The following is a 25,939-nucleotide window of genomic DNA, read 5'->3' as shown; positions in this document are numbered from 1 at the left end:
TCCCCCCAAGAATTCGGTATGATCCTTAGTTACTCGCCTAGGCCTAATACTTACCGGATGGCGTCAACAGCAAATAAGAAGATTCGAGCTAGTTTCAAAAAAAAGCGATATTTTTTTTACGATGATACTGTTCTCAACGGTCTGAATTTAGCATTGATAAAAACCTTATTTAATGTTGTTTCAAGTCATTTTTTCTGTCAAAATTCGTTACTTGTTTCTTACAAAAATTCGAGCATTTCTATAAAAATTGCTAGCTGTATTGGTATATAAGCTAGTACAATCGGACGAAAAACTAATACTTCGACCCCATACGCTACTAACTTTTTCAGACCCTGCTAGCGTGTAAGTTTATACGCTAACATTCTTGGAAAAATGATCAAAACTTATTTCGCAAATGCAGTTAAGGGAACGTGGCATATTATGGCGAGGGACATATTAAATCCGAAAGACAAGCCTATCATAGATTGAGACATCGTATATAAAAATTGCCTTATAATATTGGATAGGTTTTTTTTGTTGAAAAAAATATAGTTTTATTTTAATGAGTTATACTCATGTTTTATACCTATCTTTAATAACCTTCCTACGTACAGCATTTGTAAGTTTACAAAAACACATCTCGCAGGGACTGCACAGCAACATAAAACAGCATCATGACAGTAGAAAAGCAGCAAGGTATAGCTTTTATATCAACCTTTCCTCCGCGTGCCTGCGGAATTGCAACATACACAACAGATCTCATAGATTCCATAAAGACAAAATTTGCCGACTCATTTGCCTGCTACTACGTTCCCTTGGAAAATTCAGCTTATGTACATCCTTACAAATTTGATAGCTTTTTCGTTTTGGATGTGTCTGACGCTAGATCCTTTCAGCAGCTGAGCGACAAGCTCAACGACGCTACAGAAATTGATATTGTCTGCATTCAACACGAATTTGGACTTTTTGCTGAAGCGGAAGATGACTTTGTGAATTTTCTGAACCAGTTAAAGAAGAGCATTGTGCTAACTTTTCATACCGTCTTACCCTTACCGGTACCAGCGATGATCAAAAGTGTACGCGACATGGCGCATGCATGTGAAAAGTTAATTGTGATGACCCAAAATTCTGCAGACATACTTGTTGAATACTATCAGATAGACGCTACAAAAATAAGCGTAATAGCGCATGGAACCCATTTGTCGCCGGCTCTCGATAAATCAGAGCTTAGGTCGCGCTACGGTCTGCAAGATCGAAAAATTCTTAGTACGTTTGGTTTGTTGGGGCCAGGAAAAAGTATAGAAACCACCTTAGAAGCGCTTCCAACTATCGTTCAAGCTTTTCCGGATGTTCTGTTCCTCATAATCGGTGTAACCCACCCTGTGCTCTTAAAGCAGGAGGGAGAGAAATATAGGGATACACTGAAGGATTTGGTAAGGGATCTAGGCCTTGCTCTCCATGTTCGTTTTGTCAACGAATTTCTTTCAACGAAGGAGCTTTTGGGTTATCTTCAACTGACCGACGTCTACCTCTTCACTTCTAAAGATCCCTTGCAAGCCGTGAGCGGGACTTTTGCCTATGCGCTAGCTTCCGGCTGTCCGGTCGTATCCACCCCAATTCCACATGCGCGCGAAGTATTGAAAGCGGATATGGGAATGATGATTGACTTTGGATCCGCAGAGCAATTGGCCGATGCCGTCATTACCTTATTGGGGTATGACAGAACAGAGCGGGAAAGGATACGAAATCTCAATATACAAAAAACAGTCGCCACATCTTGGCAAAATTCAGCGATGGCCCATATACACTTGTTTGCAAGTATGTTAGGACAAGTTAGTTCCCTTGCTTATTCGGTACCTCGCATAGATTTAGCACATATAAAGCGTATGACAACCGACCGTGGATTGATACAGTTTGCTGAGATCAATACACCTGATCTGAAGAGTGGATATGCGTTGGATGACAACGCTCGCGCATTGGTGGCCATCCTGCATTACTACGATCAATATGCTGCGTTCGACTGTCTTTCGCTTATCTCCAAATACCTTAACTTTATAGCGCATTGTATGCAAGATGACGGAACATTTCTAAATTATGTCGATACTGGAGGTCGGTTTACGGAGCAGAATTTCAACGAAAACCTCGACGATGCAAACGGTAGGGCGGTATGGGCGCTCGGTGAGGTATTTGCAAAATCACATATCCTCCCAGCAGAGACCGTAAATCTTGCGAAGGAGTTGTTAGAGAGAGCATCCTCAAACTTTCTTACCTATTACTCAACGAGATCAATGGCTTTTATCTTGAAGGGGCTGTGCTGTGTCGAAACTAGCGAGTACCATCATGTAATTGAAACATTGGCAGGTCGCTTGACGGGCATGTTCAACCATGAAAGTTCCGATAATTGGGTTTGGTATGAATCCTACCTCACGTATGGGAACAGTTCGATACCCGAGGCTCTTCTTTTGGCCTATCAGCGCACCGGAATACCTATTTATAAGGAGGTGGCCTGTCGGTCTTTCGATTTTTTACTTGAAAAGATATTTGTCGATGGCGAGATACATGTGGTATCCAACAAAGGGTGGGCAAAACGTGATGGTATTCATGCTAGACTTAAAGGTGGAGAGCAGCCAATCGATGTGGCTTACACGATCATTGCACTTGATCGATTCTATCGAGAAATTGGAAATGATGAGTACCGACAAATGTTGATAGCTGCCTTTGCATGGTTTTTGGGAAGAAATCACTTGCAGCAGATCGTGTACAATCCGGTTACAGGTGGTTGTTTTGATGGTCTCGAAGCGCTCAATGTAAATATAAACCAAGGCGCAGAATCTACCATAAGCTATCTTTTGGCGCGGCTGAAAATGGATAACTACGTCGATATCTCTAGATAAGCGACGCTTTGTCTATATGACGGCTATCCGGTCGAGTTACGCAGGCGTCCATCCGTTCAAATAATTTCAATTTAATATATTTATCATGAGCAAAGAACAAAAAAAAGAAAAGAGCACAAAGGATAAGAAGCAGTCTTCTTATCAGCAGGAAAAAGAAAGTCCATCGAAGGATAACATGGCAAATGTTTTCTCCAAGAAGAAAAAATAGTGGAATCCATTTTATGTAGATCGATGAAGCCACGTGCTTTGTGTCTGACAAAAAGTTCAATTTATTGTCCAACAGTTCCCTAGTTTGGACGATTTCACGAGACTTTCATTTATCGGATAGCCATCTCCATTAGGGGTAGGTATACCTCCGAGATAAGCGTTGCCATCTGACCTGAATATCCACTGGTTCCGGACATGATACACAAGAAATGATTCATTATTTTTTTTCTTCTCGCTCCCCATCATGACGTAAGGGATGATACACGATATGATCTTCGGCCCGCATGATTTTTTTTTACTAATTTGCGGCAAATCCATAATGGATTTTGCCACTATATGAATGAAAATAGCGCCAATATCGATCGTTTTAAAGCTCTTGTTTCTGCAATTTCAGATGTTGTATATCGGCTTAGCCCCGATTGGTCGATAATGTATGAACTAGATGGACGGGGATTTTTAAAAAGTACCTCTGCCCCGATTACGGGATAGAAGCAAAGAAATGTTCACCCGGACGATATGGACATGGTTGACGCCGCCATCGCTAGATCAATTGCTGAGAAAACTACCTTTGAGCTGGAACATCGTGTGTTGAGAGTGGATGGATCAACCGGCTGGACGCTCTCGCGCGCGTTGCCTATACTAAACGAAATGGGGGAGATTGTGGAATGGTTTGGTGTCGCTGCAGACATATCGGCACGAAAACATGCAGAGTTAGAACTTCATACAGCCAATAAAGAACTTCAGCTCTCCCAAACGCTGCTCAATGAAGCTAACGTTAATCTAGCGCTGATTATAAACATGTTGCCCGCATCTGTAGTCGTTATCCGAGGAGATGACCTTATTATAGAAATGATCAACGATAGCAATCTGATCTATTGGGGAAAATCCAGAGAGCAAGTGTTGGGTCGCCGGTTTTTGGACGTACTACCGGATTTGGCAAATCAGCCTTTTGCCGGACAACTACGTAGGGTAATGCAAACGGGAGAAATAATTGATGTGAAGGAGAGCCCTGTGCTGTTTACGATGGCCGATGGTAGCCTGCGGGAAACCTTTGTGGACTATACCTATCAGCCTTTGCAGGATTTACTGGGAAACACGAATAGAGTATTGGTGATGTCGTTCGAGATCACCGATCGCGTAAAGTCGAGACAGCTATTGGAACAATATACAGAAGCGCTCGGCAACTTGAACGAATCTTTATCAGAGGTCAATGATAGCTTGGTAAAAAGCGAGAAGCGATTCAAATATTTTATTGAAGAAGCGCCAGTGGCAATTGGGGTTTTACAAGGACAACAATTGATACTGGAAACGGCCAATTCCAAAATACTGGAGGTGTGGGGGAAAAATACAGATATCATTGGTCTGCCGCTTGCCCTTGCACTTCCCGAACTGAATGGTCAGCCGTTTTTGGAGATATTGGATCATGTATTTGCAACCGGTATTTCACGCTATGTAAATGAGATCAATGCCTTTTTACAACATGATGGAGAAGTAAAGGAACTATTTTTCAATGTGGCTTATAAAGCAGTTTCTGGACTTGATGGTGCAGTTTCCGATATATTGATCGTCGCTGCAGATGTTACGGAGCAAGTAAATGCCAGAAAAGCCATGGAGGAAACCATGCGACATTTCAGAGATCTTGCCGATCTTGTGCCTGCAAAAATTTCTAATATTCAGCCCAATGGCGAAGTGACCTTCTATAATCAACAGTGGCTTGATTTTGCCGGAATGGATTTTGAGGCATTACAAAGCTTTGGCTACGATCAAATGATACATCCCGATGAGGTCGATGGATTCCATAACGGACTGCAGAAGGCTGCGACAGAGCGCAGGGCACATATTGCTGAAATGCGCTTCAAAAATAGGCATGGGGAGTATATTTGGCACTTGAATGTTGTTTCCCCGAGCTATGATGAATACGGAAACCTGAAAATGTGGGTAGGATCTACGACTGATATTCAAGCGCTAAAAGAGGAGGATCAACGCAAGATGGATTTTGTGAGCATGTTAAGTCATGAACTTAAAACGCCCATTACGTCAATCAAGGCGCATGTGCAAATGGCACTGAGACTGCTCGGCAGGGAAACAAACACGCCCTCGATACAAAAATTAAATTCGTCATTTGACCGAATAGACAAGCTATTGGTGCAACTGACATCCATGATTGGTGATATGCTTGATTTAAGTCGGCTAGATGCTGGACGAATGGATTTAAGCACAGAATCATTTGCAATTGATGCACTTATCCAAGAAATAGTGGATGATTTTCGGATTAGCAATCCGCAACACGTCTTCGATGTTACCGTGCATGCCACAGTTGTGATAAACGCAGATAGGGGTAGAATAGGTCAGGTGTTAATCAATTTGATTGCTAATTTAATAAAATATTCTCCTAACAGTAAAAAGGTAGATATAGATTTATCAACGGCTAATAACCGGGTTCAAATTGCGGTTAGGGACTATGGAATCGGCATAGAACAAAAAGAACAACAACGAATATTTGAGCGTTTCTACAGAGTGGATGGTAAAAATGAGAAATTTTTCGGAGGATTTGGAATAGGTTTGTTTTTAGCTCATGGTATAATAACTCAACATGGTGGTACGATTTCAGTTGAAAGTGAAGTAGGAGGAGGTACGACGTTCAGGGTACACCTTCTTTTAAACAGCCTGTCAGCTGGAACTGCAATTACCTCGTAGCTGATGGAATCTTTTTTATCTGCTTTTCCTAATAAATACGTAAATTTGGTATTAAATCAACAATATTGATCTGACATTGACCTTATGAAGAAGAAACTGAACCTACCCATGTTAATAATGTTTATTATCATTGGGAGTGCTGCTTTACGGAATTTTGATTTCGAAACCATGGAATTTAAAAAGTTTTGGTTAGGCATGCTCTATATTTTTACGTTGCTGCTGATTATCGTGCTTGTGGTGAGGCCCTTCGCAAAGAAACAGGTGGATGACCCCCAGACTGCAGAGAAAGCTAACGAACAATAACAGGGCAGCTGTCCTTTCAATTTGATATTTTTGACGACTGAAGAGAGGAAGGATAGTGTTGTGCACGCAACGGCCATCCAAATTAAGAAGATTTTCGATCCATTTTTCGAGGCGGATTTAAGCCTTTGGACTACATTTGCTGAATATATTAAGCCGCGTAGCTACAAGAAAAATGCGGTTATCAAAGACTACGATGAAACAGAAAACTATATCAATATTTTGATTTCAGGTGCGGTAGCCCATTTTGTGTCAGATGGCGACAGGGATGTTTGTATAAATCTTTATTTTGAGAACCAGCTTTTTAGCGATTACCTTTCCTTTCTCACGCGCTCGGCCACGGTTATTAAGACCTGTGTACTCGAAGACTGCGTGATTTGGTCGGTTAATCATGCCGATTTACATAGGCTGTACGCCCGATCTACCAAAGGACTCTATATAGGCAAAGCGATAGCAGAAGCGATGTTCATTCGCAAGCAGCACGAACAGATAAATTTACTTACCCTATCGCCGTTAGACCGGTATTTAAAACTGCTGAAGGAACGACCAGAGGTGCTACAGCGCGTGCCCCTAAAGGTCGTTTGTTCCTATCTAGGCGTTACTGCGGAAAGCTTGAGTAGAATTAGAAAAAAAATAGGGTAGCAAATCCATTTCTTACCCATCGTCAATTTTTTGTTGGTTTCATTCGCCTATTTTCGTGGAAAATTAAATAGACATCGAATTACCTTACCATGAAACAGAAAATCAATTACCTCGCTATTGTCTCCTTCTACAGTATTGCCCTACTGTGCCGTTACCTGACCAACAAAACCGATCTGCTGGATGTACTATCTAGCGATATTGTAAAGGTACTTTTAAAGGGTATAGGTCCTGCATTAGGGGCATGTTTCGTGTTTGTGGTTTTTAAGATTAAGCCGGCACTGTCCTGGCGGGGTAATTATAAGCATGTAGGCTATCCCTTATTCGTTTACTTGGTTTTCCCGGTATTGCTCATTGCGGGCACATCTTACCTAGTAAAGGGCGCCTTTCCTTTCGAAGCGGTCGCCGCTATTATCGTGTATGGTCTTTTAGAAGAAATTGGTTGGCGCGGATTCCTTCGTCAAGAGCTTGAGCCTCTTCCGAAGGCTTTAAATATTTTGATTGTAGCCTCCCTATGGTTTGTGTGGCATTTGAACTTCGAGCTGAGTATGGGGAATCTATCGTTTCTAGGCATCTTGCTGCTGGGAAGCTGGGGGATAGGCAAGGTGGCAGACAGCACAGGATCCCTATTGGCCGTGGCAGCATTCCACTCTTTGAACAATTTTTTTACAAAAATGGGTAAGGTCGAAGTCATTCTATTGTTGGTATTACTTAGCGTATGGATCTTGTTGCTGGTATGTCGTAAAAGAAGAGCGCAGTTATCCCTAAAAACGGGTTCGAGCACAGCGGTGTAGTCATTTCGGAGGCCACATTTGCGTAGCAAAGGATAATAAAAAAAGGTTGTACTCATGGCACAACCTTTTTTTATAAAGAATGACAGTCTTTTTAATATGCTAATTATTAATCCAGTTCATCAACAAGCTTATTGATGCATTCGACAACCCGTTTCCGATCCGTCTCCTCCTTGATGTTCAATCCGCAAAAGGTAGTTCCCACGGCTCTAGCGTGCGTATTGAGGTAGTATATTCCAGCTACCAACAGCGCGAACAACGGCGGTGCATCCTGTTTAAAATTGTTGATGGAGGTCACCGCACCAATGAGTTGATTTCCCAGCTCTTCGCGCTCATGCACAATTCCCTTCAACACATCATTGTTTCCTGCTAGCTCCCAAATAATCATCTGTTTCAGCAGGTCACTTTCGTAGATCTGATTGAACTGATCATTCAAAATTCCCTTCACATCTTCCTTGTCGAAATTTTCGGGCGCAGCCTTATGGTTTAACCAAAAATCTTTTGACCGCAGATATTCCTTTATTAAATTGTCGAAATCGCCGAAATGGAAGTAAATAAGTTTCTTATCTACACCTGAAGCACCTTCAATTTTCGTTACCTTCAATTCTGTAAACCCCTCTGTTTCCAGAATATGCCCCACAGCATCCAATAATTTCTGCTTGGTTTTAATGGCTCTCGCCGACTGTTTTCTTTCCATGCCGATAAAAGTAGAAAAAAAATTATTACAAAAAAGTGATTGCTTATCAAATGTAGTGTAAAATTTACATGCTAAGAGATTGGCTTGTAAATTTGACAAAAAAGCAAGAATTGATTCGAAAATAAAAATCCCGAGCACGGATGCTCGGGATTACTAAACTTACTACACTCACCATGATGATTCTATTGACCATCACAGAATGAACGGCATAAGCTTAACTTCGTTCATTTTATTTTATAAATATAGATGGCATATGGTCGTTGGTACCTATATAATACCTTTAGCATTTTGTCTTATTTTGTTGTTCGACAACACTTTGCCTTTGGGTGGTTTGCCATTCGTTCTGCTAGAGAAGGTCGACGTGTTTAGCGCTTTGGCATGGGAAAGGTGAGGGTAACATGTGTCCCTTTTCCAAGCTCACTATCGATCTGTATACTGCCCTGCAAGCGCTTCAATATCTTACTAACCAAACTAAGCCCTACACCAGTACCTTCAAAATCGCGTGCGTTTGACCCACGATAGAACAGCTCAAATAGGTTGTCTAGTTCTTCGCTTGGAATACCAATGCCGTTATCTTGGATCTGGTAAATAGTATGCCCGTCTTTGATCGCACTGTCAATGCTTATGGAAGGGGACTCTTCATTGGTTGTATAACGTACCGCATTCCCGATGATACTATAGAACAGTTGCTGTACAAGGCTTTCATCCCCGTAAACGGGTTGTAGCTCGCCGATGTCGAATTTTGCCTTTGGAGCGTCTAGACTGTTTTTGGCTTCCATACAAATTTGCGCGATAATTTCGCCCATAGCGACGTAATCGGGTGAATTTTCGTACCTACGTACTTCGTTTACACGTAGCGTATGGTTCAATATAGATTCCATGCTTCCGATAGATGCTAATATAGCATCGCACCATTTGTGGATTTCCGTGGAGGGCATGTTTGTTTTCGATCGCATAAATTGTGCACCCATCTTGATCACGCCTAGGGGATTCTTGAGGTCATGGGAAAGATTGCTGGTCAAAAGCTCCAGCTCTTTGTTGAATGACATCAATGAATCTTTTTCTTCAAGTAGCTGAAGCGCTTTTTTTCGTGCGGTAACGTCGGTAGATGTATGGAGAATGGCTACGGTGTTGCCATCCTTATCCAATATCGCTTGGTACTCGAAGTCGAAATACTTTGTTTCAGTTATTCCTCCAACTGAAATCTCTGCGGGATAGGCTGTCGCGCGATAGGTAACGCCGGAATGCCATACGTTGAGCAGTAGGTCGGTAAACCCTTGCTCCGTAAAGTTAGGAAACACCTCGGCAAAGCCCTGACCGACGATATCCGTTGACTTATCCCAAACGGTAAGCATCGCAGGATTCGCAAATCGGATGTTCAGATCTGCATTATCGTAGATAGCTATTCCTTGTGGGGAATTTGCGATTATACCCAGAATTTGTTTGATATTGGAATTCATAAAGTCGATGATCTCGCTAAGATACATAACAGTTTCGGAAAACAATTGTTTATTGAAATTTAATAATAAATCCTGAGATTGGGAGTCCCAGGATTTAAAACTAATCATTTACCTTATTTATGAATCATATAGTAAACGTTGCTGGTAAAAAAACGTTTGAAAAAAGTGAAAAATATGCTGGGCATCGAAACCATAGGTCGGTATTTGGGGTTAATCCATTATGATGGAGCACAACGTACATATGTCGGCGGCGGGTACAGATACGGTTATTTGTCCAGATCGCGTTTTACAAGAGGTTAGAGAAGCGGCCTTAGCCGCAGCACAAATGAAAGGATTTTTGGCCGGCGAGAAGATTATTCGCACCGGACTCCAATCGTGGGCACATTTGGTCGAAGAGGAGATGCGTATTTTAAAAAAAGCATTTTGCTGGAACAAATTGTATTAACCTGCTAAAGAATACCCAAATGGATATGGATCTGCGACTTGACAAGTACGATTTTCATTACCAGTTCCGGATGAATCCACATGCTTTTGACTGGAATTTCCATCCGGAGCGTATTATTATCCGAAACGAAGCGTTACGCACGCGTGACGAAGAGCTTTACGCTCGCTATCTTCAGGCAACTTCCTCCAGCAGGGCGGATTCTTCCAACAGGGCGGATCAGGAATTGAAAAGTTTCCGGAAGGCACAAGCCCATCTGCGGCAACTCAGTGGCGTGGAAGCGGCAGAGCTTTTGGAGAATGAATCTGTTGCTATTTTACGTTCGGATATACATTGGCAAGAGGCAGACGCAATCTTTACTGCAAAAGCCATTCCTGAGCTTGATATCTCCTTGCTTGTTGGCGAAGAACAGGATGAGCAACTTATTTTGAATTATGTTTATCCAGCTTGGCTAGCAGATCGATCGCTTGTCTGGCTGGACTTAAGTGAATTACCCTTAAAATTTTTATGATGCAATTTAATAGAAAATTTGAACATGCCGTAGATGGCAAGATCGTCGTTTTTGATGTTACCTACAACCCAACAACGCACTATTTTCAAGTACTTGAGTCAGGTAAAGCGGAGGGCTACCTGCTAAAATTTGATATGCAGCATCGGCAGTGGAGTACCGAAGGCGAAGTAACTCCTGCTATTTCTGCGGACGAACTTGCGCTACTTGTACAGCAACAGTTTGGACACTTTGTGTAGCGATATGTATGGCGGTCTAGCAACTCCTTTTCATTTGTTGGCTCGATTTTTTTGAACGATTCCTGAGCTTGTTGGTTCATAAAGAACAAGGAAAACGAAGATAACCTGTTTTTCCTGGTGTAGGACTATAACTTTTAATTGGAACAACATGGAAAATAGAGAAGAAAATTTGTCTGGCGCAGCTGCGCTAGCGAAAGTTAGGGAAATCGTGGACGAAGCAAAGACCTGTTTCTTTTGTACTGATATTCGAACGGGCGTTCCTTTATCGGTAAGACCGATGAAGGTGTTGGAGCTGGACGACCAAGGTTATCTTTGGTTTATAAGCCGAGCAGGTAGCCGCAAAGACGAAGAGATAGATCATAACCCATTTGTGCATGTGATGATGCAGGCAGGGGAGCATACAGGCTTTCTAAATCTTTATGGTATTGCCGAAGAACAGGACGACCAAGAAAAAGTTGACGAGCTTTGGCATCCTGAATTGGATGTATGGTTTGATGGCCCTCAAGATGCCGCCGTTGCGTTGATTCGCGTAGAGGTGCTCGAAGGCCATTACTGGGATAGTAAACACGATGCTCCCATCGCTGCATTCAAGGGACTAAAGGCATTGATCACCGGAAAGCCGCCTCAAGATGAAGCGGTGCACGGCAATATTTCGATTTAACACCCTCGTTCATACGCATAAAAACTCCTCGAAATCGCTTTAGAAGCTTCGAGGAGTTTTTTTATGTTCATATTATTCTTGAAGCGTGGCTTCCAAAACCTCGTTGAATTGCGACAAGAAATCGTCCAGATCCTCGCTTGTTCTGCTGCTAACGAGCATGCCATCCTGTACTGCAGGCTTATCGATCCAAATGCCGCCTGCGTTGAGCACATCGGTTTTTATGGTACTGACAGAGGTCAACGTTTTACCGCTGATGTAGCCGAGTTCCAGAAGGGGCCAAATACCGTGACATAAAGTGCCGATAGGCTTACCTGTAGATATAAAGTGTTGTACAAAATGCAGTACATGTTGATTCGTTCGTAGATTGTCTACACTTAGCGCGCCGCCGGGCATCAATAAAGCATCGAAGCTCGCCAACGCTTGCACAGGTAAATGTTGATCTATAGCATAAGAAGCGCCCCAATCTTTATAATTCCAAGAGCGCACAAATTCGTCTTCTTTTGGTGAGACCAACACCGCCGTACAGTTATGGGTTTTGAAAAATGGCTTCGACCCTTTGACGGCCCACTCGTCGAAACCATCCGAAATAAGAATGGCAATTGTAAACATAATTCCTTTGTTCTTTTCTTTGTATGCTTTAAAGACAGTTGGGCTGCGAAATAGTTTGATTGCGCTGTGCCATGGCAGGGATAAACGGGACAGGCAAAAGAAAAGGTGCATCAATCTTATTGTTGCACCTTTTAACGTTTTGCCTGTCAAAGCCTATATCTAGGCAGACATCTGCCGTTTGTAGACCGACAACTGTTTCTGTAAAAACTTCCGCGTGTGGTGTATCCGTGTCTTTATTGTGCCTTCTGGCATATCGAATTCTTCCGCCAGTTCGCGGTACTTGTAGCCATCCATATACCGCATAAACAAGTCGTAATAGTCGGTAGGTAATTTTTTCAATGCAATCTGAATATCATTCATCACAAATTTTCCTTCGACGGTATTTTGTGTGAACGGCTCTGAACAGCCTTCGTCTTTGAAGCCTACACTTTGGTAATTTTCGTACTGCACTTGCTTTTGGTTTCGTCTGTAATGGTTGATGTATACATTTTTCATGATGACGTATAGCCAGGCAACAAGCTTGGGGTTGTTGAAGAATTTATCGAGGTATTTAATTGATCGAACCATTGTTTCCTGTACTAGCTCTTCAATCTCTTCTGGATCTTTGGTAAATTTAAACGCTATATTTTTAAGGATCCCTTGGTTTTTCTGTAGTGTCAAATTTAGTTGTTTGCTTTCCATGGTGTTTATGTTTAATGTTCGTGATGTACTGCTTTAAGTGCAAAAACGATGCAAACAATGCCAAAAACCGGGGCTGTGCGCGATGCACAATGACGAAATACTATAAATACCTATGCAGGGTGTAAATTGCATATTTGGGCTGTTGCTACGGTAACAAGCCTGCGACATGGATATTTCATCGAGAAAATAACTAGAAATGCATCTAACGGATAAACTTAAATAGGGTATTTGTTATTTATTCGGGGATAAATACCCTAGCAGTCGGTTTTAAATCAATTTATGCCTGAAATTCTCGATTTTTACCGCAAAATATATTGACAAACAACATATTTTGATGATTTAACAAGGAAACTGCTAAGACAGGCAAAACCAAATAAAAATTGCACTGTTCACTAATTAAAACACCTGAAATGAAGACGCGCACTATATTACTGTTTTTGATTGTTGGTTTTTCTTCCTGTAAGATGGATGATGCGGCAAAGCAGCGCGAAGCGATCGTCGTTCGAGAATTGGTTCTTTTACGTACCGAGGGACTCGCACTAGCTGAATTTGTAGGCGCTAAATCTCTTGATGCCGATGTGATACAGTTAGGCGAGCAACTCCGAGCATATTACCAACAAACGCATCCAGATTTTTTACAAGCCTGCACCGGTAGCCAAATTGATCTTAATGATGCCGACTTCGATTCGCTATGGACAAACATTAGTGATCGCTTTGTTTCCGACGATCAATCTATGGAGTCTTTGTGTCTGCAGCTTTGCGATGAAAATATTCGCGCATCGATCAAGCTTTATGAGGATATTATCCGAACGCGAGAATCAGAAAAGATCAGCTATTTTTCTTTTATCGCCTTGCCCGACCTCTACAACCAACAGCAACAGCTCCATAAAGTCAGATCGCATTTTCGCGCACAACAGATGCAAATCAGTTGGTAAAGCCACCTTGCACGCACCTGCTCTAGGTCACGCCAACTAAGACCCTCTTACACTATTCCGCACCAAAAGATACCTAAGCATGGTAGTTTAAATACCCTAAATAACAATTCTCCCAACGAATTGACAAGTAAGACCATTCTTTAAAAAGACAAAGCGCAATGCGAATTGGAATAGAAAACGATAGGGAGTAGCAATGAGCAATTTAAAGCAAAATTTGGTTTCACAACAAATAGACGAGCAGGCGTTGCGTAACTGTGCTGATCTCTTTTGTGTACATGGAATACGTTTGATGTGTGCAGAAAGTATGACGGCTGGTTTTTTGAGTAGCCTGTGGGCGATGGAGAGCCAAAGTAGCCGTTATTTTTTAGGATCCCTGATTTGTTACAGTGATACTGTTAAAACAAAACTATTGCAGGTTCCTTCAATTAAGATTTGGAAATTTTGTGCAGAATCGGCAGTGGTGACACTTCGTTTGCTCGATGGGTTACGCAAGTACGCATCCTTTGCTAATTTGTATGTCAGCGTAACAGGATTAGCATATAAGTCGAGCAACGGTCGGCAGAAGCGGCCGATAGGCACAGTGTATTATGCATTCGCTTACCGAGATGAACTTAAGATCTTTAAGAGGCAGTTTGCTGGCTCATCAGCCCAAATTTTTATCGCTACTTGTAATGCTTTGCTCAGCGATTTACATAACTGGCTATTGGCGGTGCTAAGGTTGGAAAAGGAGGGGTGACATACAGTCTAATGCGCAGAAATAGATTGAAAACTATAAAATAATTGATATACGATGAAAAAATACATGATTTTAGGAGTTAGCATACTAGGTATGCTGATCGGAGGCAAAACAGAAGCTGTAGCACAGCAAGATACCGTAACCACGGAAACGATGGATCAGGAATTCGTTAATCGCGCTATCAGTATGAACCGATTTGAGATCGCCTTGGCTAGCCAGGCCATGGAGCGGTCAAGCAGCGAGGAGGTGAAGCAGTTTGCGCAAAAGTTGGTTACCGAACACTCTAGAACGATGGAAGAACTCGAGCAGGCTGCTGTAGCTAAAAAGTTGGTGCTACCGGATGCTATAGAAGAGAATCAGGCAAGCATTCTGAAAGCAGTGGGCGAGCTATCTGGCGACAATTTCAACAGTGCTTTTAAAGATGTAATAGTCAAGAGCCATGAGGATGCTATTGCTTTGTTTGAGCTAGGCGGCGGAGAAAATGGAATCAACGATCCAGAGCTTCGTACTTGGGCAGGCGAGAAGGTCCCCGGATTAAAGAGCCACCTAGAAATGGCAAAAGCGCTTGAAGCCTCGGCATCAGACGCTGTTGCAGAAGCTTTAAGCATCCTGTAAATTACCGCTACATAAAAAATAAAGGGAAACCGTCGGATAGATGGCTTCCCTTTTTTTCGTTTATTATCGCTTAAGAATGGTAAGTAGCTTTTTTTCTAGGTGTTTTTCCGTCAACTTATCTTGTTTACTGGCGGTGTTTTTGATCCAGCGATCGAGTTTTCCCTCTTCATAATCGCTAAGAATACGCGGATGTATATAGTGCGAGCGCGTAACCGAGCGGGTGTTTCCTAACATAGCAGCTACATAATCAATGGTTGCTAGTATAGTTTTCTTACGTGCCGTAGCGGATTCGGGTATCGCTGTCTGCGCAAGATGCTTTAAAGCTAGTATACAGCCATTCCAAGTACGGAAGTTCTTACAACTTGCGGCTACGCCCATGGATACTTTCAGGTAGTTATTGATATCGCCTGACTCGAGCGCACATACTTGGTTATTTTCATCATAATATTGGAAAATACGCTGTCCAGGAAGTTCTTTTACTTTCAGCAGCATATTGATGAGTGCTTTTTCTTTAAAATAAGTCTCTTGAATAACGCCCTTTTTACCGACAAATTTGAAAAATAATCTATTGGAGGACAGTTTCTGAACATGTTTATTTTTGAGGGTCGTCAAGCCATACGATCCGTTTTCCTGCTCGTAATAGCTGTTTCCGGCTCTAAAGGATGTTTTCTCCATAACGGAAACCGCAATAGCGCAAACTTTGGCTAAGGATAGTGTTCGTTTCCGGAGGTCTTTTTGTACCTGCCTCCGTAAAGCGGGAAGTTGCTTTCCGAAAGCATAGAGATCATGGAATTTTTTCTCGCTACGAAGCGTGACCCATTTCGCATGGTATCTATACTGTTTTCTTCCGCGTACATCAATGCCGGTAGCTTGCAGGTGTCCATTGGCATGCCCACAGATCCACACATCCGTCCAAGCAGGGGGCAATACCAAGGCCTGAATACGCTGTAGTACACGCTTATTTGTCACAGGATTCCCGTTTTTGTCAGTGTAGCGAAATACCTTTCCCTCGGCCAATCTACAGTAGCCGCTATCGTTACACGATACGTATCGGATACCAACTTCTTCTATTGTCATGCATTCTTTATTTTCTTCTGCTACTGCCATGCTTTTAAATGGTTTCTGTTTCGAGCAACGCCTTCAGCGTGCTAGGTATCCGTATAACGAGTGGATCAGGGTAAACGTTTGTTTTAAAAATACGCGTTTTCGTCCTTTACATTCGGCGTAAACACCTTGAATTCGTATTTGTACCTACTTGCGGCCTGAATTAATACGTTTTCTGCTTTAATATTGAACATCACACCGTAGGCGGTGTTTTTAGTATAGTGAATTTGCTTATTCCTCGCTGGGGTGCTGATGGAAAGCATGATTCCAAGCATGCACTAAATTATAATCGAAATGGAAGAAAAGAATGAAATTTATGATCCGGAAGAGCCAAGAGATGATACGCCTAGAACGGAAGTTCCGCGTTCGGCTCAAGATGAAGTGAACGATAAGCCTGCTGGCCGAGCTATAGCGTGGACAATCGTGATTGCCGTAGCCATCTTGGCATTGGTTTACTTCGTGTTTTTTTACGAAAAATAAAAACATCCTTCTTCACCATGAAGGAAAAAGCAGGCAGGCGATCCATTGGATCGCCTGCCTGCTTTTTGTTATCGTTTATTCGAGCTAGGATTTCTCCTGTTGGTAATCGCCTTCGAAGAATGCTGGTCGATCCAGTTTCATGGATATGCGATAGGCAGCATTAACCAATCCTACATGACTGTAGGCCTGCGGGAAATTTCCCCATTGACTTCCATCGTCTTCCTGCACATCTTCGCTAAACAGCATCAAATGATTGCCAAATGATAACAGCTGCTTAAACACCTCTTGTGCTTCATCCAATCGGCCTACACAGGCCAAGGCCTCGACATACCAAAATGCGCATACCAAAAAGGTAGCTTTGGGCTTTCCAAAGTCATCACGATGCAGGTAGCGGTAAAAAAGGCCATGTTCGCCTTTAAGCTCTTTTTCCAGACGCTCTAGGTGTATTTTAGCGCGATCACTGGCTGGATCAAGGTAATTCATCATGATGAGTTGCAAAGTGGATGCATCGACATTATCACTGTCTACGGCATTCATATATACACCTTTGTCGGCGTCAAAGCAACTTTCGATATGTGCCGCAGCCCGATCGCGTAAATACTGCGCTTTTTTTTCCATATCCGCCAAATCGTATTGCCTAGCTATCTTTAGGGCTGCTGTCGCTCCGGCCCATTGGAAAAGGTTGGAATAACAATGTCTATTCTCGAAGTTTCGAAACTCCCATATGCCGGCATCTTTTTCGTCAATGGTTGCCTCGATCTTGTCCAAGATAAACTCGGTCCAATCTTTCGTAAAGGCAAGGTTCTGATGCCGAAATCGATGATCGGTAAACAAGGGTAGCAGAGCGATAAGGGCTTGCCCATACACGTCGTTCTGTATGTGTTCCGAAGCTTGGTTTCCTACCCGGATGGGTTTGTTGCCAAGGTATCCTTCTAGGTAATCTAGGGTATACTCTTCCAGTTTATGTTGCCCCATGATGCCATACAAAGGTTGCAGACGCCCGGTATCAGTTTGCGTAATATTGGCAATGTAGGAGGCATAGCGCTCCATTTCTTCAAAATGACCGATATGGCTTAACGCCTGTAGCACATAGTAGCTATCGCGAAGCCAACAGTAGCGGTAATCCCAATTTCGTCCCGAACCGGGAAACTCGGGTAGGCTGGTGGTGCTGGCGGCGATGATGGCTCCGGTATCTTCATATTGGTGAAGCTTCAACGCTAGGGCCGAACGGATGACCTCACGTTGATAAAAAGTGGGTATAGATGCATTTTTCACCCATTTGCGCCAATATTGTTTGGTGCGTTTTAGGAAATCTTCGGACGTTCGCTCTATCGGCGCCTCAAAGGGGCTTCCGTAGGTCAGCACAAGGTAGATAGGCTTACTCAGCACGTAGGGGATATCGTCCTCAAAAAAATGACTGATGGGCATATTGGTGGCCAATCGCATTTTCACGTCGGCGCGCTCGAATTGTATATGGTTGCTTCCTCTAAACTTCTCAAAAGATTGCTGCCCGTAGTTAAAAACAGGATCGCAAGTGACGCGTATCTTGGGATGCCCAGCGATGGGCTCAATCTTCCGAATCAACATCAACGGTTTATAGTAGCGCTCATATTGTTCAAAGCGGGGTGCGAAATCGGTCACCCGGTAGCTGCCATCTTCCGATTCGATCGTTGTCGCGAGGATGTTGGTGTTCTCGATGTAGTACTGGGTACTGTTGACGATCTCGCTACTAGGAAGAATGGAGAACTCGCCGCCCAAACCTTTGTCAAGCAGGCCGCCAAAGACGAAACTGTCTTGAAAGGAGGGCCAGCAGAGCCAGCTGATATTAGTGGATTTATCGACATGGGCAATGTATGCACAGTTGCCAATTATGCCGGTATTGTATACATGTTTTCTTTCCTTCTGCATGTTATAATTTTTGAAAATGAGCATTATTATTGTCAGCACTGGTTTCGTCGAGATTTTCAGTTGCAAAGTAATCAATCAGGCTTACGGCTTCTTCTTGACTTTCGACGTAGTATTGTGCGGCAGACTTCTTATTGCCTACCTTAACGGTAATGGCCTCTTCGGGGAGCTCTAGAAACATGTCCTCGTCGGTGGCATCGTCGCCAATGGCGAAAATGAAGTCTGGCTTATAGTGCGCTACGACTTCCATGGCTGCTTTTCCTTTATTCAGCTCACTACTTTTCACTTCGATAACTTTATCGCCCATCAGCAATTGGAGTCCATGATCTGGAATCAGATAGCGCAGGCTGTCCACTAGCTCTTGGGAGCGCAGTTGCCCCAATCCGTTCTGTGCTTTCCGGTAGTGCCAAGCTAGGGAATAGGTTTTCTCTTCCACGATAGCACCCGCGGTACGGTTGGCAAACTTGTTCATAATGTGTTTTACGGGAATCTTCCAGCGTGTGGAAATATGGTTTTTGCCGTGCCAGTGGTGTTCGGGATAGTTGCTCCATGCGCCATGTTCGGCCACTAAAAAATAGTCTTTTTTGCCAAACCAACGTTCCAAGGTCTCGTGCGGACGACCGCTAATAATGACAATTTGGTTGGCGGGATTGCTTTGCAATAATTCGAGCGTCCGGTAGAGCGACTCGGTAGGCGACGCCGCATCCGCATCTTTGTGAAAGCCTATGAGTGTTCCGTCGTAATCCAAGAAGAATAGTCGTTTTTTTGCCTCGCGATAGGCCTTTGATATGCTATCTTTTACTTCGGAGCGCACGCGCCGCGCCATTTCCTGCTTCTGTAAACTTTTAATTTCGTGCAGCCGGTTAAAGAATATTTTTACCCAGTGGCGCACATTAAACTTCCGCACAATTTCTATGCTATCCTGCATGCGGCGCTGCTGTTCGTCTTCAGGCATCTCAATAGCCTGTTTAAGCGCTTGCCGTATCTGATCAATGGAGTTGGGGTTAACCTGTATGGCCTCTAGTAATTCTTTTGATGCGCCGGCCAACTCGCTCAAAACCAGTACACCGGGATTGTCTTCTTTGCTAGCAACGTATTCCTTACAGACCAAGTTCATGCCGTCACGAATGGATGTTACCAAACAAACATCGGCAGCGACATACAGGGCGGATAGCTCTTCCAGAGGGAAAGAGTTGTAGTAGTAGGCGATGGGCTGCCATTCGTTCATCCCGTAGATGGAATTGATATGCCCAACCGCCCGATCGATCTCATCGCGCAGCAACCGGTATTGTGGAACGGTATCGCGAGATGGCACGACCAATTGGTACAGCACGATCTTTTCACGCAGCTCGGGGTGTTCCTGCAACAGGCTTTCGTAGGCTTGTAGTCGCTCGATAATGCCTTTGCTGTAGTCCAAGCGGTCGATGCAGAGAATAAACTTTCTATTTTTATAGTAATTCTTTATTTCGCGGGAACGCTCTTGTATGGCGGCACTTTTCGCAAGCTGACTAAATTTGTCAAAATCGATGCCCATAGGATACACCTCTGCATACACACTTCGGCCATCCACATGTAGGCAATTATTCTGTATCGGCAATCCCAATAAATGGGTACAGGCATTTAAGAAATGTTGGGTATCGTTATACGTATGGAAAGCAATGAGATCGGCGCCCAACAGCCCTTTGATCAGTTCGTCACGCCAAGGGATGCAGCGGAATACCTCGTCAGGAGGGAAGGGGATATGTTGGAAATAGCCTATGGCCATGGACGGATGTTGTTCGCGTACCATCTGCGGCAACAACATCAACTGATAGTCGTGTATCCACACGTCGTCCTTGTCGCCAGGCTGTTGTTCATTTACTGCCTCGGCAAACTTCCTATTCACCTGTTGGTAGATATGCCAATTGTCGGTATTGTAAACAGCATATGACAAGCGGTAGTGGAAGATAGGCCATAGCACCTCATTGGAAAAGCCTTCGTAGTAGCCTTGTAGCTCCTCTTCCGTCAGAAAAACCGGTACGAGGTTGAGCTCGGCAAGCTTGGCTCGCGTCAGTATTTCTTCTTGTTCATTCTCCGGTACGAAGCCAGGCCATCCGACCCATATATTGCCTTCTTGTTGATAGATGGAACCTAGTCCGGTTGCTAGCCCACCTTCGCTAGGTATAAAATGTAGTTCACCATCACGACGCTCGACACGCAAGGGTAGCCGATTGGAAATAATTATTGTCTTTTTATTACGCATATTTTGAAAAATCAGGAAGTAGATGGGTTAGGGTAAAATCTACTTCTTATCAATGGGTACAAAAAGAACAAGCCAAGGCTGAAAATGTTTGCATTATTATCAGATTGGCTCGTCTTTGTACAAATTGCTGATCTATCTTTCGGCGCTGTGCCGCAAAGCGCTAAAATCTATTGATGGATCCTATGCCCGAAGGTAGTTTCGCGTTATTTTGGGGCAAAGTGTGTATATATCCGCCCTGTTTATAGGTCAACAACGCGATGCGGTTGATAATGTCTCCTGCACTTGACTCCTGTGGTTTGATTTTGCGTTCCGCCACGGATACTGTTCCGGCCATGGTCATGCCTTCCGAAAGAAACAATCTTTCTATCCTGCTGTCCATGGCATGTCGAGCGATGTCGGCCACATCATCGGTCGCGAGCTGCTCCGCTTTCGCCGATGTATATCGAGCCAACTGTTTGGCGATGGCTTCCGACTGTTGTTGATCCAGCAACTCCAGTGCGCGACTATGCAGCTGCGCCTTGTCAATGCGATCTGCGTTTAAAGAAATAAAGTGTTGCTGCAGGCATTCATTCTTGCTGATCGATTGAAACAGGCTATGGTTCTCAGGCAGAGCCGCCAGTATCAAAGGTAACTTCTGCGGTTTGCTGTAGCGTTCGTTGATCTCTTGATCGATGATACGAAAAAAGCGCGTATTGTCTGTATCACGTTCGTCGGTAATCTCCATGTATCCGTGGATGGCCGCAGACCCGCCCGCCGAAGCGTGCAGATGGTTGTCGGTCAGATCATAGCCCAATGCTTCTTTCATCGTGTTCGGGATGCTGTTATCCAGCTGTATCTCTTCAAGCCCATATCGGTTGCCCTCGAATAGGCGCACATGGTTCTTGCCTAATGCCAAAACTTGAAAGCTCTTGTTATTGCTCGCAAAGTCCAAAAGCGGCAGTAGATAAAAACATTCGTCTATGTAGAAGGCGCTAGGGATATTTTCGGGCAGAATAACGGTTTCGAATAGCTTTGCAGACGAGAAAATGGCTAGGGTTCCGTTTGTCTCGCGAACAAATTCCTTACTGTTCAAATACTGTTCTACCGGCGCTAATAGCTTCATAAGCGTTTCGGTATCATGCGCTGCCGCATGCGTACGAATATCCTTAACCATGTTTTTGAGCGCTAGGGTATCCAAGTTGCTTGCTGCTACGCTGCTATGCACGGGTAAGTAAATACTTAGGCAGGGGGCATCGCTGTTCGCTGTAAGTGCGTTCAATAATTCGGCATCTAATGTTTTCATAGTGTCTATTTTTAGTGAAACGTCTGTATCTTACAGATAGAACAATAGAATGTGCTCTTCGTTCAAATAGATACGAAAACAAAAACAACTTGTGGATAGGGAAGGACTATGCTAAAGTTATATTAAAGAGCGATTAATTGGGGAAATCCAAATGGAAGCGGGTTCCGCGTCCGATCTCGCTTTCTACATCAATGGTTACGCCCAGGCGGTCGACAATCCGTTTCACAATAGCCAGTCCCACTCCCGAACCTTCGAAGCCGCTAGAGTTCGACAGCCGTTTAAAGATGTCGAAGATGCTGTTCAGTTCTGTACTGGATATGCCAATGCCATTATCTTCGATGGTGTAGCGTATTTTCCGCGGATCCACGCTACTGTGTATGCTAACCTTAGCGCTCGTCTCTTTGCTGGAGTATTTGATGGAATTACTGATAATGTTCGAAAACAGTTGGTAAATCAACGTCTTCTCGCCAAAAATAGGATGTAGGTCGCCTACCGTTACCTCGCAGTGCTGCGCAATGTAAAGCGTTTTACAATGCGCTACGATCTGTGCTATCATTTGGTCTGTATGGATGAGCGCGGGCTCATACCGAAATTCTTTTACCTTTGAAAATTCATAGATTTTGTTCAACATGCTCTCCATCAGTTCACCCGCATCTTTAATGTTTGCGGTGAGCTTGCCCAGCAGTTCTGGCGATACCTCCCGTTTGCTCTGTAACATCTGAACGGATAGCTTAATAACGGAAAGTGGATTCTTTAAATCATGGCTCACCGTGTAGGAATAGGTGTCTAATGCATTGTTTAGCAAGATGAGCTCTTGGTTCAAACTCTGTATCTCTTCGGACTTGCGGAGCAGACTTTCGCGAATGAGTTGCCTGATCCGTTTCATAAAGTAGATGTCGGACTGTTGCCAAGCCGGGGCAACACCCTGAACCAATTGCTTCCAAGCATCAAAAGAGTTTCTTGGGGAGGGCACAAAGGCTTGCAATTGCTGGTCGTAGGTCATGATTTTCTCCGGGTTGCCGGCCCATACACGTTCTATGACTTGTTCACGTTTAAACCATAGTAAGCTGAATGTTCTAGAAGAATCGATATCTATTTTGACCAGACCAGCGAAATCTGCGTCTCCAAGCTGTAGTTCTGCACCATGTTTAAGGACAAAGTCTTCGCTTTTAAACAGTGGCTTTTTATTTAACTTGTTGATAAAGGCGTGTATGCTGCGCACGGCAGGTATACTCGGGGCAGCACCAAAAACAAAGGTGGCATCTTTGTGTAGTATAGCTAAACCATCGGATTGTGCGAAATCGCACAGCTGTGGAGCAAAGGCCGATAAAATGGGATGTATATCGCTCTTGAGGATTAATTTTTCTTTTAGGGCCAATTCAAATTCCTTAATCTGCTTTCCAAAATCTAAGTCGATTTCCTTTTGTAAACTAAGGTATCTATTGACCGCATATTGCGTCAGTAGCACGCATAAATGACGTTGCGACAGATCGACTAGTCTTGCGGATTCATGTTGACAGGTAACCAGTCCCCAAAGTTTTCCATGCACGATGATAGAAAAGCTGATGCTGGCTTGTGCGCCTGCATTTTCAAGATATTGCAGGTGTATGGGAGACAGCGCACGAATAGCGCTGAACGAAAGATCGATGGACTCCGCTTGAGCTGTCCGTAGGGCGAATGTCGGCCCATGAATGTCGGAGGTAAGACGCGACAGGTGCTTAAGGTATAAGGCCCGGGCCTGCTTGGGAATATCAAATTCCGGGTAATGAAGGCCCATATAGCTTTCTAAGCCGGGCTTGACCGTTTCGGCCACGACTTGCCCGCTGTTATCTTCCTTAAACTTGTAGGTCATCACCCGATCGAATCCGATGATGTCGGAAACGCATTGGCATAGCGCCTCCCAAATATCGTCTGTATTTTCCAGCTTTTGTGCGTAGGCGTGAAGACTGATAAAGGATGGGACGTAATCGGGATGTTTACGTTCAAATTCAAGATAAATATGCTGCTCAACGTTGTAGATACTTAAATAAAACGGTTTGTCAGCGAGCAAAAGTTCGATCACCTGCCTTTCTTTGATAGGTTGTGTGCCAAGCGATGCTAACAAGCGTTTAATGTCTGTCGCTACCCGCGGTAGATGCAGCTGTACAAACTGTGTTAAAGAAATCTTCAGGATATCCTTGTACGGCACTTTGAGCCAAGATGCACAGTTTTCGCTTACCGCAATAATTTGCTCTTCCTCATCAGCTACCAATAAAAATCCGAACTCCTGCACCTTCCCACAAAATTGAATAGCTTCGTCCTCGCACCGCAAATGGCTTACGTTCATATAACCCTTATTTTTTTCTAAAATAAGGTATTTTATCCGTTTAGGAACATGAAAACGTAAATATGTCTCGCACGCGCTAGCCTATAAATTAAATGTAAGTGGTTTTACATTACAAATCGAGATAAAATACGTGTTCGGATTTTCGGTTTATACGGTATCGCTGCTTCTTTTGAACCAATGGCCGCTTTATCCGGTTTAGTAGACAATTAATTAATAGAGTAATGATCGTTACCCGAAGCGCTGGCAGGTTGATGTCGCACAAGGGCAACACAAAACAAATGCAGATGAAAAAGCTGATGTTACAAACTACAATGCTTAGCCTGTTTGGCTTACTGTTCGCTTGCGGAAGTCCGTCGCACAATAATGATGTAGATGGCTCCGATACGATAATCAACGAAGGTGTGGAAGGCGTTCCTCCTTTAGATACTATTCGGAGGGATAGCACGGATACTATTGGACAACCGATGCCTACTCCGCCACTAAACTAATGAATTTGAATTTTATTCTCTCTCTATACGGAAGGTGGTGTGCATAGGTGCATCACCTTTTTTACAACTTTACAAAAAGAGCAGATACTGTTTAATATCTGCTCTTTTTATGTGTAGCCTTCCCTAAAAAAATCATGCTAAGAATACTATTATTTACGATACACCTTCAAGTTCTTTTTCAATATCTTTCGTGCCATATGTATTCTAGTTTTGACGGTACCCTCGGCAATCTGTAAATGATCGGCAATTTCTTGGTACTTGTAACCTTCCATAAACATGGTAAACGCGATATAATTGTCCTGCGGTAGGTTTTTGATGGCGTTTTGTATATCCGTCATCACGAATTTGGATTCACTGCTATTGCTAGACAGCTGCTCGAAATGCGATGTATGCGTAAGTTCACTTTCTATTGTCCGGTATTTCGTAATCTTCCGATAGTTGTTAATATAAACGTTTCGCATGATCACGAAAAGCCACGCAACCAACTTCGGGTGATTGACAAATCTTTCCAATGAAGACAACGATCGGATAAACGTTTCCTGCACTAGTTCCTCGATCTCATAGGGATCTTGCGTAAATTTTGTCGCTATACGTTTTAGTAGCGGTTGATTCTGTTCAATGGTGGTGTTTAGTAGTTCAGCTCTCATACGTTTGTTTCTTTAATTGTTAAACAATAAATACTCTGGAACATGACTTACAAATTTGGTGCAAAAAGTAGGTGAAAACAGCTATTTTCCTTGGATCGAAAGGGGTACTGCGGGAAACACGGGGGTGACGGTGTAAATACGCTAAAACGTGTATTTAGCAGTCTGAAACAGCTTTTTTGTAGATTTTTTAGTGTTTGGCATGGGAATTTTAGTGTTGCGACCTGTTTTTTTTTCAGGTGTTTATCTTTTTACAATAAGATTTTCTCCCGCGTCTTAGCGTATGCTAAAGAGCTTTGTATATAGGACGGCTATGGGCGGAAAAAGTTTAAAATTTCATCATCTTACATGACGACCTAATTGATTGTTGTTATTAAT

Annotated in this window: 26 protein-coding genes and 1 pseudogene; 16 read left to right on the top strand and 11 right to left on the bottom strand. The window is 43.4% G+C overall.

Going from position 1 to position 25,939, the window contains the following annotated elements; all coding sequences use genetic code 11:
• Positions 1-653 precede the first annotated feature (653 nt).
• From SCB77_RS00350 to SCB77_RS00320, 7 genes and pseudogenes are all read left to right on the top strand, one after another.
• The gene (locus SCB77_RS00350; protein WP_320184443.1) at positions 654-2,873 is read left to right on the top strand and encodes a glycosyltransferase; all 2,220 of its coding nucleotides are present in this window, start codon (positions 654-656) and stop codon (positions 2,871-2,873) included.
• Positions 2,874-2,958: 85 nt separating this feature from the next.
• Positions 2,959-3,081, top strand: coding sequence for a hypothetical protein (locus SCB77_RS00345; RefSeq protein WP_320184442.1), 123 nt, complete (start codon positions 2,959-2,961; stop codon positions 3,079-3,081).
• A 512-nt stretch (positions 3,082-3,593) separates the two neighbouring features.
• Positions 3,594-3,770 (top strand): annotated as a pseudogene (locus SCB77_RS00340) (PAS domain-containing protein); the annotation flags it as partial.
• A gap of 108 nt (positions 3,771-3,878) precedes the next feature.
• Positions 3,879-5,777, top strand: coding sequence for a PAS domain-containing sensor histidine kinase (locus tag SCB77_RS00335; RefSeq protein WP_320186645.1), 1,899 nt, complete (start codon positions 3,879-3,881; stop codon positions 5,775-5,777).
• Between the two features lie 84 nt (positions 5,778-5,861).
• The gene (locus tag SCB77_RS00330) at positions 5,862-6,080 is read left to right on the top strand and encodes a hypothetical protein (RefSeq protein WP_320184441.1); all 219 of its coding nucleotides are present in this window, start codon (positions 5,862-5,864) and stop codon (positions 6,078-6,080) included.
• A 30-nt stretch (positions 6,081-6,110) separates the two neighbouring features.
• Positions 6,111-6,719 (top strand): Crp/Fnr family transcriptional regulator, encoded by a 609-nt coding sequence (locus SCB77_RS00325; RefSeq protein ID WP_320184440.1) that lies wholly within the window; start codon positions 6,111-6,113, stop codon positions 6,717-6,719.
• Between the two features lie 89 nt (positions 6,720-6,808).
• The gene (locus SCB77_RS00320; protein WP_320184439.1) at positions 6,809-7,510 is read left to right on the top strand and encodes a CPBP family intramembrane glutamic endopeptidase; all 702 of its coding nucleotides are present in this window, start codon (positions 6,809-6,811) and stop codon (positions 7,508-7,510) included.
• A 106-nt stretch (positions 7,511-7,616) separates the two neighbouring features.
• Here the strand turns inward: SCB77_RS00320 and SCB77_RS00315 are convergent, their stop codons facing one another.
• Together SCB77_RS00315 and SCB77_RS00310 are read right to left on the bottom strand one after the other, a co-directional pair.
• Positions 7,617-8,204 carry a TetR/AcrR family transcriptional regulator gene (locus SCB77_RS00315; protein ID WP_320184438.1) on the bottom strand — a complete coding sequence of 196 codons (588 nt, stop codon included), beginning with the start codon at positions 8,202-8,204 and terminating at the stop codon, positions 7,617-7,619.
• Between the two features lie 365 nt (positions 8,205-8,569).
• Entirely contained in the window at positions 8,570-9,772 is a 1,203-nt protein-coding gene (locus SCB77_RS00310; protein ID WP_320184437.1) for a sensor histidine kinase, read from the bottom strand.
• A 112-nt stretch (positions 9,773-9,884) separates the two neighbouring features.
• Between SCB77_RS00310 and SCB77_RS00305 the strand changes: the two genes are divergently transcribed.
• The 4 genes from SCB77_RS00305 to SCB77_RS00290 all read left to right on the top strand — a co-directional run bounded on the left by SCB77_RS00305 (position 9,885) and on the right by SCB77_RS00290 (position 11,514).
• Complete coding sequence (locus tag SCB77_RS00305; protein WP_320184436.1) at positions 9,885-10,109, top strand: hypothetical protein; 225 nt, start codon at positions 9,885-9,887, stop codon at positions 10,107-10,109.
• Positions 10,110-10,128: 19 nt separating this feature from the next.
• Positions 10,129-10,617 carry a hypothetical protein gene (locus tag SCB77_RS00300; protein ID WP_320184435.1) on the top strand — a complete coding sequence of 163 codons (489 nt, stop codon included), beginning with the start codon at positions 10,129-10,131 and terminating at the stop codon, positions 10,615-10,617.
• A complete protein-coding gene (locus SCB77_RS00295) occupies positions 10,614-10,853 on the top strand; it encodes a hypothetical protein (protein WP_320184434.1) in 240 nt (79 codons plus the stop codon). Before SCB77_RS00300 ends, SCB77_RS00295 begins: the two co-directional genes overlap by 4 nt.
• Positions 10,854-11,001: 148 nt before the next feature.
• The gene (locus SCB77_RS00290) at positions 11,002-11,514 is read left to right on the top strand and encodes a pyridoxamine 5'-phosphate oxidase family protein (RefSeq protein ID WP_320184433.1); all 513 of its coding nucleotides are present in this window, start codon (positions 11,002-11,004) and stop codon (positions 11,512-11,514) included.
• A gap of 72 nt (positions 11,515-11,586) precedes the next feature.
• Here the strand turns inward: SCB77_RS00290 and SCB77_RS00285 are convergent, their stop codons facing one another.
• Together SCB77_RS00285 and SCB77_RS00280 are read right to left on the bottom strand one after the other, a co-directional pair.
• Positions 11,587-12,123: a DJ-1/PfpI family protein gene (locus tag SCB77_RS00285; RefSeq protein WP_320184432.1), complete on the bottom strand. Its 537-nt coding sequence runs from the start codon at positions 12,121-12,123 to the stop codon at positions 11,587-11,589.
• 159 nt (positions 12,124-12,282) lie between these two features.
• The gene (locus SCB77_RS00280) at positions 12,283-12,804 is read right to left on the bottom strand and encodes an RNA polymerase sigma factor (RefSeq protein WP_320184431.1); all 522 of its coding nucleotides are present in this window, start codon (positions 12,802-12,804) and stop codon (positions 12,283-12,285) included.
• Between the two features lie 410 nt (positions 12,805-13,214).
• On the opposite strand from SCB77_RS00280, the gene SCB77_RS00275 reads away from it, so the two are divergent.
• The 3 genes from SCB77_RS00275 (at position 13,215) to SCB77_RS00265 (ending at position 15,090) form a co-directional block, all read left to right on the top strand.
• The gene (locus SCB77_RS00275; protein WP_320184430.1) at positions 13,215-13,739 is read left to right on the top strand and encodes a hypothetical protein; all 525 of its coding nucleotides are present in this window, start codon (positions 13,215-13,217) and stop codon (positions 13,737-13,739) included.
• 193 nt (positions 13,740-13,932) lie between these two features.
• A complete protein-coding gene (locus SCB77_RS00270; RefSeq protein ID WP_320184429.1) occupies positions 13,933-14,475 on the top strand; it encodes a CinA family protein in 543 nt (180 codons plus the stop codon).
• Between the two features lie 54 nt (positions 14,476-14,529).
• On the top strand, positions 14,530-15,090 hold the full coding sequence (locus SCB77_RS00265) for a DUF4142 domain-containing protein (RefSeq protein ID WP_320184428.1): 561 nt from the start codon (positions 14,530-14,532) through the stop codon (positions 15,088-15,090).
• Positions 15,091-15,153: 63 nt separating this feature from the next.
• Here the strand turns inward: SCB77_RS00265 and SCB77_RS00260 are convergent, their stop codons facing one another.
• Positions 15,154-16,197: a DNA topoisomerase IB gene (locus SCB77_RS00260; RefSeq protein ID WP_320184427.1), complete on the bottom strand. Its 1,044-nt coding sequence runs from the start codon at positions 16,195-16,197 to the stop codon at positions 15,154-15,156.
• 83 nt (positions 16,198-16,280) lie between these two features.
• Positions 16,281-16,469: a hypothetical protein gene (locus SCB77_RS00255; RefSeq protein WP_320184426.1), complete on the bottom strand. Its 189-nt coding sequence runs from the start codon at positions 16,467-16,469 to the stop codon at positions 16,281-16,283.
• 19 nt (positions 16,470-16,488) lie between these two features.
• On the opposite strand from SCB77_RS00255, the gene SCB77_RS00250 reads away from it, so the two are divergent.
• Complete coding sequence (locus tag SCB77_RS00250) at positions 16,489-16,674, top strand: hypothetical protein (protein ID WP_320184425.1); 186 nt, start codon at positions 16,489-16,491, stop codon at positions 16,672-16,674.
• An 84-nt stretch (positions 16,675-16,758) separates the two neighbouring features.
• Here the strand turns inward: SCB77_RS00250 and SCB77_RS00245 are convergent, their stop codons facing one another.
• The 4 genes from SCB77_RS00245 to SCB77_RS00230 all read right to left on the bottom strand — a co-directional run bounded on the left by SCB77_RS00245 (position 16,759) and on the right by SCB77_RS00230 (position 24,429).
• Positions 16,759-18,582 (bottom strand): glycoside hydrolase family 15 protein, encoded by a 1,824-nt coding sequence (locus SCB77_RS00245; protein WP_320184424.1) that lies wholly within the window; start codon positions 18,580-18,582, stop codon positions 16,759-16,761.
• Position 18,583: 1 nt separating this feature from the next.
• Positions 18,584-20,821, bottom strand: a complete 2,238-nt coding sequence (locus tag SCB77_RS00240; RefSeq protein ID WP_320184423.1) for a bifunctional alpha,alpha-trehalose-phosphate synthase (UDP-forming)/trehalose-phosphatase — start codon at positions 20,819-20,821, stop codon at positions 18,584-18,586.
• 160 nt (positions 20,822-20,981) lie between these two features.
• Positions 20,982-22,103 carry a baeRF3 domain-containing protein gene (locus SCB77_RS00235; protein WP_320184422.1) on the bottom strand — a complete coding sequence of 374 codons (1,122 nt, stop codon included), beginning with the start codon at positions 22,101-22,103 and terminating at the stop codon, positions 20,982-20,984.
• Positions 22,104-22,236: 133 nt separating this feature from the next.
• Positions 22,237-24,429, bottom strand: a complete 2,193-nt coding sequence (locus SCB77_RS00230) for an ATP-binding protein (protein WP_320184421.1) — start codon at positions 24,427-24,429, stop codon at positions 22,237-22,239.
• A 284-nt stretch (positions 24,430-24,713) separates the two neighbouring features.
• Between SCB77_RS00230 and SCB77_RS00225 the strand changes: the two genes are divergently transcribed.
• Complete coding sequence (locus SCB77_RS00225; RefSeq protein ID WP_320184420.1) at positions 24,714-24,917, top strand: hypothetical protein; 204 nt, start codon at positions 24,714-24,716, stop codon at positions 24,915-24,917.
• Between the two features lie 149 nt (positions 24,918-25,066).
• On the opposite strand, the gene SCB77_RS00220 is transcribed toward SCB77_RS00225, so the two are convergent.
• Positions 25,067-25,564 (bottom strand): RNA polymerase sigma factor, encoded by a 498-nt coding sequence (locus SCB77_RS00220; protein ID WP_320184419.1) that lies wholly within the window; start codon positions 25,562-25,564, stop codon positions 25,067-25,069.
• Positions 25,565-25,939: the final 375 nt, after the last annotated feature.

It is taken from the genome of Sphingobacterium bambusae, from assembly GCF_033955345.1.
Taxonomy (GTDB): Bacteria; Bacteroidota; Bacteroidia; order Sphingobacteriales; family Sphingobacteriaceae; genus Sphingobacterium; species Sphingobacterium bambusae.
This window is presented reverse-complemented; position numbering and strand designations above follow the sequence as displayed.

Bases quoted from the DNA above. Each gene is read 5' to 3' on its own strand.
- SCB77_RS00280 (WP_320184431.1), bottom strand. From the start codon at position 12,804: ATGGAAAGCAAACAACTAAATTTGACACTACAGAAAAACCAAGGGATC.
- SCB77_RS00265 (WP_320184428.1), top strand. From the start codon at position 14,530: ATGAAAAAATACATGATTTTAGGAGTTAGCATACTAGGTATGCTGATC.
- SCB77_RS00290 (WP_320184433.1), top strand. From the start codon at position 11,002: ATGGAAAATAGAGAAGAAAATTTGTCTGGCGCAGCTGCGCTAGCGAAA.
- SCB77_RS00255 (WP_320184426.1), bottom strand. From the start codon at position 16,469: ATGCTTGGAATCATGCTTTCCATCAGCACCCCAGCGAGGAATAAGCAA.
- SCB77_RS00295 (WP_320184434.1), top strand. From the start codon at position 10,614: ATGATGCAATTTAATAGAAAATTTGAACATGCCGTAGATGGCAAGATC.
- SCB77_RS00260 (WP_320184427.1), bottom strand. From the start codon at position 16,197: ATGGCAGTAGCAGAAGAAAATAAAGAATGCATGACAATAGAAGAAGTT.
- SCB77_RS00320 (WP_320184439.1), top strand. From the start codon at position 6,809: ATGAAACAGAAAATCAATTACCTCGCTATTGTCTCCTTCTACAGTATT.
- SCB77_RS00285 (WP_320184432.1), bottom strand. From the start codon at position 12,123: ATGTTTACAATTGCCATTCTTATTTCGGATGGTTTCGACGAGTGGGCC.
- SCB77_RS00335 (WP_320186645.1), top strand. From the start codon at position 3,879: ATGTTGCCCGCATCTGTAGTCGTTATCCGAGGAGATGACCTTATTATA.
- SCB77_RS00225 (WP_320184420.1), top strand. From the start codon at position 24,714: ATGAAAAAGCTGATGTTACAAACTACAATGCTTAGCCTGTTTGGCTTA.
- SCB77_RS00240 (WP_320184423.1), bottom strand. From the start codon at position 20,821: ATGCGTAATAAAAAGACAATAATTATTTCCAATCGGCTACCCTTGCGT.
- SCB77_RS00235 (WP_320184422.1), bottom strand. From the start codon at position 22,103: ATGAAAACATTAGATGCCGAATTATTGAACGCACTTACAGCGAACAGC.
- SCB77_RS00230 (WP_320184421.1), bottom strand. From the start codon at position 24,429: ATGAACGTAAGCCATTTGCGGTGCGAGGACGAAGCTATTCAATTTTGT.
- SCB77_RS00350 (WP_320184443.1), top strand. From the start codon at position 654: ATGACAGTAGAAAAGCAGCAAGGTATAGCTTTTATATCAACCTTTCCT.
- SCB77_RS00305 (WP_320184436.1), top strand. From the start codon at position 9,885: ATGATGGAGCACAACGTACATATGTCGGCGGCGGGTACAGATACGGTT.
- SCB77_RS00275 (WP_320184430.1), top strand. From the start codon at position 13,215: ATGAAGACGCGCACTATATTACTGTTTTTGATTGTTGGTTTTTCTTCC.
- SCB77_RS00245 (WP_320184424.1), bottom strand. From the start codon at position 18,582: ATGCAGAAGGAAAGAAAACATGTATACAATACCGGCATAATTGGCAAC.
- SCB77_RS00310 (WP_320184437.1), bottom strand. From the start codon at position 9,772: ATGATTAGTTTTAAATCCTGGGACTCCCAATCTCAGGATTTATTATTA.
- SCB77_RS00345 (WP_320184442.1), top strand. From the start codon at position 2,959: ATGAGCAAAGAACAAAAAAAAGAAAAGAGCACAAAGGATAAGAAGCAG.
- SCB77_RS00220 (WP_320184419.1), bottom strand. From the start codon at position 25,564: ATGAGAGCTGAACTACTAAACACCACCATTGAACAGAATCAACCGCTA.
- SCB77_RS00300 (WP_320184435.1), top strand. From the start codon at position 10,129: ATGGATATGGATCTGCGACTTGACAAGTACGATTTTCATTACCAGTTC.
- SCB77_RS00330 (WP_320184441.1), top strand. From the start codon at position 5,862: ATGAAGAAGAAACTGAACCTACCCATGTTAATAATGTTTATTATCATT.
- SCB77_RS00250 (WP_320184425.1), top strand. From the start codon at position 16,489: ATGGAAGAAAAGAATGAAATTTATGATCCGGAAGAGCCAAGAGATGAT.
- SCB77_RS00270 (WP_320184429.1), top strand. From the start codon at position 13,933: ATGAGCAATTTAAAGCAAAATTTGGTTTCACAACAAATAGACGAGCAG.
- SCB77_RS00315 (WP_320184438.1), bottom strand. From the start codon at position 8,204: ATGGAAAGAAAACAGTCGGCGAGAGCCATTAAAACCAAGCAGAAATTA.